The following is a 9,468-nucleotide window of genomic DNA, read 5'->3' as shown; positions in this document are numbered from 1 at the left end:
TCCGATTTCCATCGCGGCCATGGGCCGCTCCTACAAAAGCGCCCGATAGCCGAGCTTGCTCGGCTGCGCATCGATGACGACCTCGCACACCCACCGAACCACAGCGGAGCAAGCTCCGCTCTACGCCCGCACCGCCGCGCTCCCGCTTCTCTGTAGGAGCGCCCCATGGGCGCGATCGCGAATCGGACAGGCGCGGTGGTCCGATTTCCATCGCGGCCATGGGCCGCTCCTACAAAACGCCCGATGATTCCGTAGAGCCGAGCTTGCTCGGCTGCGCATCCCGATCTACGACAAGCTCTCGCAACTCGATTCGATCCCGGCCGGCAACGTGCTCGCTACCGACACGGTCTACAACCGCGGCACCGGCGAGGGCTGGCCCACCGGCGCCGACGCCTGACGCGGGCGCGGCGCCCAGCGCCGGTCGAGCCAGAACTTGGCCAGGCCGGCCAGCAGCAGCGGCCCGAACCATGATGCATAGCTGAGAACGACGCCATCCAGCATCGGCAGCAACCGCGGCAGTCCGATCGACAGGAAAGCAATGTGGGTCGCGACGAAGTTGCCCAGCATCCCGGTGTAGTGCTCCGCCAGCCACCAGCGCGGGCGCTGTGCCAGCTGTACCCGGCGCTGGCGCTTGCGCAACATCCCCACGCCCGCCAACAGGCCCACCGACGAGAAGCCGATCAGCAGCGGTGCACCCACCTGCAGGCCCAGCGCCAGCACGCCCACTCCGCTGACCAATGACAGCACCGCCAGCGCCACATATACCGGGCCGGTGAACCGCTCCACATCCTGCTTGTCGCGAATCGCCCGCCAGGAGACCCAGACGCCGGTGGCGGTGATCACCAGCAGGTAGCCCAGGAATGCCGCAGTCACCGTCTGTTCCTCGACCAGGCGCTGCACCACCAGCGGGAACCCGGTGGCGATGATCACGGCCATCGCGCACAGGTAGACCTTGCCCGAAAGGCGGTGGGCGGGACTGCCCTTGCGCAGCGCCGCGGCGAGCCAGAAGGTGGCCAGCGCGATGATGCCTGCGCCGACATGGAGCAACACGAACAACGGATAGAAAGGCATCGGGGCGGCTCCTGGGGATTGCCTGCAGGATCGCGCCGGCCCCACCCCGGCCGTAGTCCCGCTGGTCATCGCGTCGCCCTGCCGGAAGTCACTTTCGGCGCGAAGGCCATTGCCAGCACCGCCGGCGGCGCTCAGCATGAAGCGATGAGACTGTCCTGGCGCGACCTGCTGCAACCGCTCGACCTCGCCGGGCTGTTGACCCTGTTCGCGGTCGGCCTGTCGATGCGCTGGATGCCGCCGGAGGACCGCCCGCTGGCGTGGTCGCTGTTCGCCGCCTTCACCCTCGCCCTGCTGTGCCGCGAGCTTTGCTTGCGCCGCTCCCGGGTGCTCGGACACCTGCTGCTGGCGTTGATGCCGGTGGCGGCGGTGGTGCTGGTATCGCTCAACCCCCGCAACGGCGCAGCCCAGGTCCTGCTGGTGGTCTGGGTGGCGATGGTGGCCGCGCTGTGGCCCCTGCGGGTGGTGGTGGCTGCGGTGGTGGTGATCGACGTGGCGGTCTACCTGGTGCTGCGCGACGCCGCCCATCCGGCGCCGCTGACGGTAAGCCTGCTCTACGCCGGCTTCCAGGGCTTCGCCGCGCTGACCGCGCACTACGCGAGCACCGCCGAACGCGCCCGCGACCAGCTCGCGCGGGTCAATGCCGACCTCCTCGCCACCCGCGCCCTGCTCGCCGACAGCGCGCGCGATGCCGAGCGCCTGCGGGTGGCGCGCGAGCTGCACGACGTCGCCGGTCACAAGCTCACCGCGATGACATTGAACCTACGCGCGCTGGCCGCCGACCCGGCGTTCGCCGGGCGCGACGAGGTCCGCCTGGCGCAGCAACTCTCGGGCGAGCTGCTCGGCGATATCCGCAACGTCGTGCAGGCGCTGCGCGATACCCGCGGGCTCGACCTGGCCACTGCCCTGCACGCGCTGGCCGCGCCGCTGCCACGGCCGCGCCTGCAGCTGGACATCGCCGCCGACCTGCAGGTCACTGATCCGGCTACCGCCGAAACCGTCCTGCGCGTGGTGCAGGAAGCGCTGACCAACAGCGCCCGCCACGGCGAAGCCGGCACCGTGCACGTGCGCATGCAGCGCGAGGGCGCGTGCCTGCGGCTCGACATCGAGGACGACGGTCGCCTGCGCGCGCCGCTGCGCGAGGGCAACGGATTGGCCGGCATGCGCGAGCGCATCGATGCCGCCGGCGGCATGCTGTCGCTGTCGGTCGGCACACGCGGCGCGCTGCGGATCGCCGCGGAGCTGCCGTTGTGAGCGCCGCATCCGACGCGCCGGCCCACCTCGCCCAGCAGCACCGTCCGGAAGACGCCGCGAGCACCCCGCTGCGCATCGCCCTGGCCGACGACCAGGCGCTGGTCCGCGCCGGCCTGCGCGCGCTGCTCGAACGCCATGGCATCCGCATCGCCATCGAGGCCGACGATGGCGCGGCGCTGCTCGAACGGCTCGAAACCACCCCGGTCGATGTCGTGCTCAGCGACATCCGCATGCCCGGCATGGATGGAATAGACGCGGTGCGGCAGCTGCGCGAACGCGGCGACGCCACGCCGGTGCTGCTGTTGACCACCTTCGACGACGCCGACCTGCTGCTGCGCGCGCGCGATGTCGGCGCGCAGGGCTTCCTGCTCAAGGACGCCGCACCGGAGGACCTGCACGAAGCGATCGTGCGCCTGGCCAACGGCGAAACCTTGCTGCAGCCGGTCAGCACCGACCCGGTACGCGCGCGCTACCGCTACCACGCCGACGACGCCCCGCGCGCGCTGTTCACCGACAAGGAGGTCGCCGTGCTGCGACTGATGGCCGGCGGCTACTCCAACAAGGAGATCGCCCGCGCGATGTTCCTGGCCGAAGGCACCGTCAAGAACTATGTCTCGGTGATCCTGGAAAAACTAGACACCCGCGACCGCACCCGCGCCGTGCTCAAGGCGATCACCTTGCGGGTGATCTGAGGCCTGCAGACCCGCCACCTTCGCAACGAGGCTGGGCTGCTTCCGTAGGAGCGGCTTCAGCCGCGATGGATCATCCGTGCCGACGCCGCACCACGAGAGCATAGCAGCCAAGCCGCTCCTGGCGGCAAGGCGCCTGGCGGACGCCCGACGAGCTCATTCGAAGCACGCTTGCGTCGTGCTACGGTTTTATTTCGGACCGGACCGCCTCATGCGGCCCGAACTGTCACGGAAGATCCGCTTCCGGCTACGGACTGGCCAAGGCCTGAAGTCGCCGACACCACTCTCGACTTCGCGACCATGACCCTGTCCGACTTCATCGCCCACAACCGCGAACGCATCGTCGACGAATGCGAGGCGTTCGCCCGGACGCTTCTGCCAGTGGCCGGTGGCATGGAGCGCAAGGCGCTGCGCAACGACATCAATGAAATCCTCGCCGCCGTCGCCGCTGACATGGACACCGCGCAGTCCGAGTCGCAGCGGTCGGAAAAATCGATGGGCCGCCAACCGGTCAAAAGCGGTTCGTCCGACTCTGCTGCCACGACCCACGGCAAGGCGCGCGAGGCCAGTGGTTTCGATGTCAATCAGGCCGCGGCCGAGTACCGCGCGTTGCGTGCATCGGTGATCAAGCTCTGGCTTGAGACTTCGCCATCGCTGGGGCCGGAGGAAGTCGACCAGCTGACCCGCTTCAACGAGGCCATGGACCAGGCGCTGGCCGAATCACTGCTGCGTTTCTCGCAGCAGGCGGCGCATTCGCGCGACCTGTTCCTGGGCGTGCTGGGCCATGAACTGCGCACCCCGTTGGCGACCATCGTCAATTCGGCGCAGGTGCTCAAGCTCGGCGGCGATGCAGCGCAGCCGATCCTCACCGAAACCACCGACCGGATCCTGCGCGGCAGCGGGCGGATCCAGAGTCTGCTCGACGACCTGCTCGACTTCGTCCGGGCCGGCACCGGCGGCGGCATGCGGGTGACGCCCACCGACATGCGCATGGACACGCTGGGCGAACGCATTGTGTGCGAACTGGAGGCGGCGTTCCCCGGGCGCCGCATCGAGCTGCGGCGGCAGGGCGATCTGGCCGGCCGCTGGGACGAGCAGCGCATCGCCCAGGCGGTGTCCAATCTGGTCAGCAACGCGATCAAGTACGGCGCGCCCGATTCCCCGGTCACGCTTAGCCTGACCGACACCGAGGACGCTCACATAGCCATCGAGGTGCACAACGCCGGGCGGGAAATCCCGACCGAAAAATGCGAATCGCTATTCGAACCGCTGGTCCGTGGCACCGGCCCGGACGCGACCGGCCTCAGCCTCGGCCTGGGACTGTTCATCGTCCGCGAAGTCGCCCGTGCACACGGCGGCTCGGTCGACGTCGCTTCCTCCGGCCAGGCCGGCACTGTTTTCTGCATGACGCTCCCGCGCCATTCCGAAGCGACCCGCCCGTCGGCGATGGAGGGCTTGAGGCGTACTTGAGAGGTTGGCGGCGGAAAACAGGCGCACGCCGGCATCTGCTTTCAGCTCGCATTGCCGCGAATGCGGGAATCCACTGCTACCGCCCCTAAACCAACCTCATGCCTCAACCGGACGAGCAGGCTGGAGCGCGAACCGCGGTAGCCAAACGGCCACCTGTGTCAGGCAAGCGCCTTTGCGGTTCCTTCTCCCCTCGGGAGAAGGTGCCCGAAGGGCGGATGAGGGCTCGGCGGAGCTGAAATGGTGACCAACTGCGCCGGCTGACACGCTACGTTGATGTTCGGAAGTCTGCCGCTCCGCCGAGCCCTCATCCCAACCGCTCTCCCGAGGAGAGAGGCTCAACAGCGCTTTGAAGCCCTCCTCTTCAAGGGGAGGGTTGGGTGGGGATGGGTTGGCTCTACGCGCAAAGCCTGCAACGGCAAAGGTCAATCCATCCCCATCCCGGCCTTCCCCTTGAAGGGGAAGGAGAAAAGCTGCGCCGCGGAGGTTATTCGAGGTTCCCTCAATTAGCTTCATTGGTGTGGCCCAACGCTCGAATCAAGCCGCCACCCGCGCCATGAGATGCGCATCAACATACGCTCCATCACGGAAGGCGGAGCGCCGGCACGTGCCTTCCACCACGAATCCGTGTCGGCTGTAGAGATCGATTGCCGCAGTGTTGTCCGTGTAGACCTCGATTTCGATGCGCGTGATCTGCATCCATCTTTCGCACATGTCGATAGCGGCCTGGAGCAACGTCGAGCCGACACCCAGCCGGCGCGCCGAAGCCTTGACCCCCATGCCCAGCGTCGCCACGTGGCGGCGGCGAGGTGAGCGGCACACCTCAAGCCCGAGCTGGCCGACAACCTCGTCCTGCCGCACTGCAACCAGGCAGAAGCATCCTTCCCGCGACGTATCGAGCTTGCCCTCCCAGTGCACCGATGACTGGTAGGGCAGTTGCAGCGTGCTGCTGAAGGCCTGGACCTCCGAGTACAGCTTGTGGACCTGCGAAAGGTCGGCTGGCTCGTAGTGACGGATCTGAAAGTCAGACATGTGCTTCCTTAGGTCCAATGCCTGGCTGTAGCAACACGAGAAATGCTCTTTTGCTAACGTTGGCGGCTAGCAAACCGATACTCGACGCCCAACCACCACGCGTCGACCTCCGACTGGTCTTCGCCTACCTGCGGGGTACGGTCCCACTGCAAACGCAGCGACCATGGCGCATCGAAGTGCAGGCGCATGCCCACACCATACAAAGCGTCAGAACTGCTGTCCGTGGATCGCAAATTGGCCCAGAGGGAGCGTATTTCGCTTTCGACCTCGGTGTGCGCAATCCCCACCTTGGCATAGGCCTCAAACCGTTTGCCGAGTGGAATGCTTCCAACAAGAGACAGATCCCAACGTACGCCGGAAACACTAATGTCCTGCGGAAAGGCTTCGGGAGCACAAAACTCTGGGCAATCTAGTCGATAGCTGTAGTCACCCAGGTCAGCATAAGCAGTCTCGATCGCAACGTACGGGTTCACCCGGTAGCCGCCATGGATCGCAAAAGCGGTATCGGATAAGTCCTTATTGCTGACAACGGCTTGGGCCTCTGGCTCGATTTCGGCATGGCCCAGATCAGCGCCAAGGTACCAACCCGGTCCGACTCCGTCAGCGGCGGTGGCTTGCGCCGAGAACCCACTCGCTACTGCAACGATAATTGCGACGGCCATTTCTTTCGTCTTTAACATGGATCTCCCTTGAGCATGCAGGAACAGGCGGCGGCTAGATCGGTGAGTGAGCGCATAATGCCTGAGTTAAGCCGAGCCGCAACGTGCCAGCCGGTGAGTGGCTGCAGTTGAACAGCGACACGTTTGAACCCAGCGACGAAGCGAACTCGGCTTGAATGAGTAAAAAGGAGACTTCCCACTTCAGCGGCAGAGCCGCTCGGCCTCTTGGGCCATGATTGGTTTTCAGAGTCAATCAAACGAAGGAGATGTCTCCAATGCGCACTATAACCATCGGCGCGGACTTGAGCAAAACTGTTGTTATCGACTTGCTAGGTCGATGCGAATGGGCGTGTTTTGCGGCGCCAGAATTTGCGCCGCGGCGCCTTCGCCGCCTGGCTGGCGCAGCTGTCGGCTGGCACGTCGTGCCACGAACGCAGCGTGGAACTGCGCCTGATCGAGCCGGGCAAGCCGAACCGGAATGCTTACGTCGAGCCCTTCAACGGCAGGTCCCGCGAACAGTGCCGCAATGAGAACTGGTTTAGCGCGCTCCACACGCGCAAACCGCTAACAACGCGTCAGCTTCATTTATCCGTTTGCGTAAATGAACCTGACCCCTTTTTGCGTTGAGCATCGATCTTTCCTGTGAGGCGGAACGCCCGAATTAAGCCGAGCCGCAAAGCGGCTTCGGCTCGAATGAATTGTTAGGCGCTAATCGTAATAGCTGGAGCAACCGTTTAACGCAGGCGGATATCGATAGAGCAATTCTTTAGCAGCACGCAAAAGCTCTTTTGCTAACGTTGGCGGCTAGCAAACCGATATTCGACGCCCAACCACCACGCGTCGACATCCGACTGGTCTTCGCCTACCTGAGGGGTACGGTCCCACTGCAAACGCAGCGACCATGGCGCGTCGAAGTGCAGGCGCAAGCCCACACCATACAAAGCGTCAGAACTGCTGTCCGTGGACCGCAAATTGGCGTTGAGGGAGCGTACTTCGCTTTCAACCTCGGTGTGCGCAATCCCCACCTTGGCATAGGCCTCAAACCGTTCGCCAAATGGAACGCTCCCTACAAGAGCCAAGTCCGAACGTATGCCGGAAAGACTGATATCCCGCGGAAAGGCTTCGGGAATACAAACATCTGGGCAATCTACTCGATAGCTGTAGTCACCCAGATCAGCATAAGCCGTCTCGATCGCAAAGTAAGGGTTCACCCGGTAGCCGCCGTGGATCGCAAAAGCGGTATCGGATAAGTCCTCATTGCTGACAGCGGCTTGGTTCTCTGGCTCGATTTCGGCATGGCCCAGATCAGCGCCAAGGTACCAACCCGGTCCGACTCTGTCAGCGGCGGCGGCTTGCGCCGAGAACCCACCCGCTACTGCAACGATAATTGCGACGGCCATTTCTTTTGTCTTTAACATGGATATCCCCTTGAGCATGCAGGAACAGGCGGCGGCTAGATCGGTAGTGAGGGCATAACGCCTGAATTAAGCCGCGCCGCAGCTGGCCAGTCGGTGAGTTGATGCAATGGAGCAACAGGAAATTTGAACGGAGCGACGAAGCGGGTTCGGCGTGAATGAATTGTTAGGCCTCATTGATGCCCGTGCCTTTGACGACGCCAACGGACGACCGCAGGCAGCGTGAGCACTGCAATAAGGCCAAGGGCAACGCCACCCAGGATAATTGCAGGGAGCAGCCAGGGCGCTGCCTCAGAGAACTGGTCTACGAGCACAGGCGCAAAAAGCAAGCCGGTGGCCGAGCCTGCCAGCGCGAGAGCGAACACAAGCACCGGCCGCCTTTGGTGTGTTGATCGATTCCCTTGCATTGATATCTCCGTGGAGCGTGAGGCCTAACGCCTGAATTAAGCCGACCCGCAGCGTGCTGATCGATGAGTTGTGGCAGTGGAACAACGACACATTTGAACGAAGCAACGAAGCGGGTGCGGCTCGAATGAAATTGTTAGGCCGCACCGGTTACTGACGGTGCAACCACTCAAGTAGAATTTTATCAAATGCATTCGGTTGCTCAAGCTGCGGAGTATGCCCGCTCCGGTCCAGTACTTTGAAGGTGACATGCTGGAGTCTAGACAAAGCGTTCTTCCAGAGCGTATGTGGAACAGCATAATCATAACGCCCCATCACAATGAGTACTGGGACTTTTGGCGATTCGGTGTCATAGTTCATTTCATACACTTGGTACAGACCGCGGAACGAATGAACAGCCTCCATTCCGAAAGTCATTCCTTGCCACAGCCATGAAGCATCGTAGGTTGGGTTGTACCAGTACAGAGGTGCGTCTGCAACGTACTGGGCGACATAGGCCGCTTCCGGGAAGAGAGAAGCCATATATTTTTCATCAATTAAATTGCGGCGATGTTTAAGTATCGCTTTTCGATTATCTGAGGCGTGGGATATCCAGTATCGCTCGCTGCCTGCAACTGTGTGAGCGATATCAACAGGAGGTGAGCCGATCAAGACTATTCGAGAAACATTCTGGGGATATCGCTTCGCATACTCGAGCGCGATATTTCCGTGATGCGAATGGCCTACGATCACCACTTCTTCGAGGCCCGCAGCGATGCGTATCGACTCAATACAATTAGCATATAATTCGAAACTGATGGATCCGAGCCGGAACGCGGGCGTGAGCTGAACGAAGTGTGGCAGGTCTGCACATATAATTTTGCAGTGCTGCTTGAGTTTCTGAGAGAACGTTCTAGGGTAATAGATTGATGAGCCAATAACGAGGAGCGGCGTGCCAGAACCCTCAGCTGTGAATTTGAGGGTGGTATTGGCAACGCAGACTGCGTTTTGCTTTATATCTTCGACAGACACGATTGTCTCCCATTGCGGCCTAACGCCTGAATTAAGCCGACCCGCAGCGCGAAGAACAGAAGAACAACGCGTTTCCCAATGCGACGGTGTTGCCGAAGCCGCGAAGCGGGTTCGGCTTGATTGAATTGTTAGGCCTCACCGTCTGGTGCTTGCGGCGTTTTAACCCCAGCGGCAAGCGGTTTGACACGCACTTTGGACGTGGCAAGGAACACAACGCCAAGCGCCATGAGAGACGGACCTAAGACGGTAAACACGAGCATCTGCGTTGCAACGCCCACTGCAAGGAAAGATGCGCCGAATGCGAGGAAAACGAAACCAAGTGTTTGCAAGCTCTTTGCCCGGTCCATCCATGTACTCCTTGAGATGAGGCCTAACGCCTTATGTCTTTGAACTTCCGTAGCCTAGAGGTCGAGAGCCCGGTGTGCGCGCCCGATAACGCCTCGGTGTCAGCAGCACCGTAACTCAGCA

General features: G+C 62.5%; 9 protein-coding genes and 1 pseudogene. 4 read left to right on the top strand and 6 right to left on the bottom strand.

The features are described 5' to 3' along the window. Positions 1-348: 348 nt before the first annotated feature. Positions 349-1,071, bottom strand: coding sequence for a DUF2306 domain-containing protein (locus ACJQWM_RS13700; protein ID WP_332706561.1), 723 nt, complete (start codon positions 1,069-1,071; stop codon positions 349-351). Between the two features lie 144 nt (positions 1,072-1,215). On the opposite strand from ACJQWM_RS13700, the gene ACJQWM_RS13695 reads away from it, so the two are divergent. The 3 genes from ACJQWM_RS13695 to ACJQWM_RS13685 all read left to right on the top strand — a co-directional run bounded on the left by ACJQWM_RS13695 (position 1,216) and on the right by ACJQWM_RS13685 (position 4,481). Beyond that, positions 1,216-2,322: a sensor histidine kinase gene (locus ACJQWM_RS13695; RefSeq protein ID WP_332706564.1), complete on the top strand. Its 1,107-nt coding sequence runs from the start codon at positions 1,216-1,218 to the stop codon at positions 2,320-2,322. A gap of 68 nt (positions 2,323-2,390) precedes the next feature. Continuing rightward, complete coding sequence (locus ACJQWM_RS13690) at positions 2,391-3,014, top strand: response regulator (protein WP_332706594.1); 624 nt, start codon at positions 2,391-2,393, stop codon at positions 3,012-3,014. A 297-nt stretch (positions 3,015-3,311) separates the two neighbouring features. Next, the gene (locus ACJQWM_RS13685) at positions 3,312-4,481 is read left to right on the top strand and encodes an ATP-binding protein (RefSeq protein WP_332706569.1); all 1,170 of its coding nucleotides are present in this window, start codon (positions 3,312-3,314) and stop codon (positions 4,479-4,481) included. A gap of 534 nt (positions 4,482-5,015) precedes the next feature. On the opposite strand, the gene ACJQWM_RS13680 is transcribed toward ACJQWM_RS13685, so the two are convergent. Continuing rightward, entirely contained in the window at positions 5,016-5,510 is a 495-nt protein-coding gene (locus ACJQWM_RS13680; RefSeq protein WP_332706572.1) for a GNAT family N-acetyltransferase, read from the bottom strand. A 53-nt stretch (positions 5,511-5,563) separates the two neighbouring features. Next, positions 5,564-6,190, bottom strand: coding sequence for a porin family protein (locus tag ACJQWM_RS13675; protein WP_332706575.1), 627 nt, complete (start codon positions 6,188-6,190; stop codon positions 5,564-5,566). Between the two features lie 405 nt (positions 6,191-6,595). On the opposite strand from ACJQWM_RS13675, the pseudogene ACJQWM_RS13670 reads away from it, so the two are divergent. Beyond that, a pseudogene (locus ACJQWM_RS13670) lies at positions 6,596-6,727 on the top strand (integrase core domain-containing protein); the annotation flags it as partial. Between the two features lie 233 nt (positions 6,728-6,960). Here the strand turns inward: ACJQWM_RS13670 and ACJQWM_RS13665 are convergent. The 3 genes from ACJQWM_RS13665 to ACJQWM_RS13655 form a co-directional block, all read right to left on the bottom strand. Beyond that, entirely contained in the window at positions 6,961-7,587 is a 627-nt protein-coding gene (locus tag ACJQWM_RS13665; protein ID WP_332706578.1) for a porin family protein, read from the bottom strand. Positions 7,588-8,139: 552 nt separating this feature from the next. After that, positions 8,140-9,000: an alpha/beta fold hydrolase gene (locus ACJQWM_RS13660; protein ID WP_332706581.1), complete on the bottom strand. Its 861-nt coding sequence runs from the start codon at positions 8,998-9,000 to the stop codon at positions 8,140-8,142. A 128-nt stretch (positions 9,001-9,128) separates the two neighbouring features. After that, the gene (locus ACJQWM_RS13655) at positions 9,129-9,347 is read right to left on the bottom strand and encodes a hypothetical protein (protein ID WP_332706584.1); all 219 of its coding nucleotides are present in this window, start codon (positions 9,345-9,347) and stop codon (positions 9,129-9,131) included. Between the last annotated feature and the right edge of the window lie 121 nt (positions 9,348-9,468).

This window comes from Novilysobacter longmucuonensis (genome assembly GCF_046600735.1).
GTDB lineage: Bacteria > Pseudomonadota > Gammaproteobacteria > Xanthomonadales > Xanthomonadaceae > Novilysobacter_A > Novilysobacter_A longmucuonensis.
This window is presented reverse-complemented; position numbering and strand designations above follow the sequence as displayed.

Excerpts from the sequence above, each read along its gene's own strand:
- ACJQWM_RS13700 (WP_332706561.1), bottom strand. The coding sequence starts at position 1,071 with ATGCCTTTCTATCCGTTGTTCGTGTTGCTCCATGTCGGCGCAGGCATC.
- ACJQWM_RS13695 (WP_332706564.1), top strand. The coding sequence starts at position 1,216 with ATGAGACTGTCCTGGCGCGACCTGCTGCAACCGCTCGACCTCGCCGGG.
- ACJQWM_RS13685 (WP_332706569.1), top strand. The coding sequence starts at position 3,312 with ATGACCCTGTCCGACTTCATCGCCCACAACCGCGAACGCATCGTCGAC.
- ACJQWM_RS13680 (WP_332706572.1), bottom strand. The coding sequence starts at position 5,510 with ATGTCTGACTTTCAGATCCGTCACTACGAGCCAGCCGACCTTTCGCAG.
- ACJQWM_RS13675 (WP_332706575.1), bottom strand. The coding sequence starts at position 6,190 with ATGTTAAAGACGAAAGAAATGGCCGTCGCAATTATCGTTGCAGTAGCG.
- ACJQWM_RS13665 (WP_332706578.1), bottom strand. The coding sequence starts at position 7,587 with ATGTTAAAGACAAAAGAAATGGCCGTCGCAATTATCGTTGCAGTAGCG.
- ACJQWM_RS13655 (WP_332706584.1), bottom strand. The coding sequence starts at position 9,347 with ATGGACCGGGCAAAGAGCTTGCAAACACTTGGTTTCGTTTTCCTCGCA.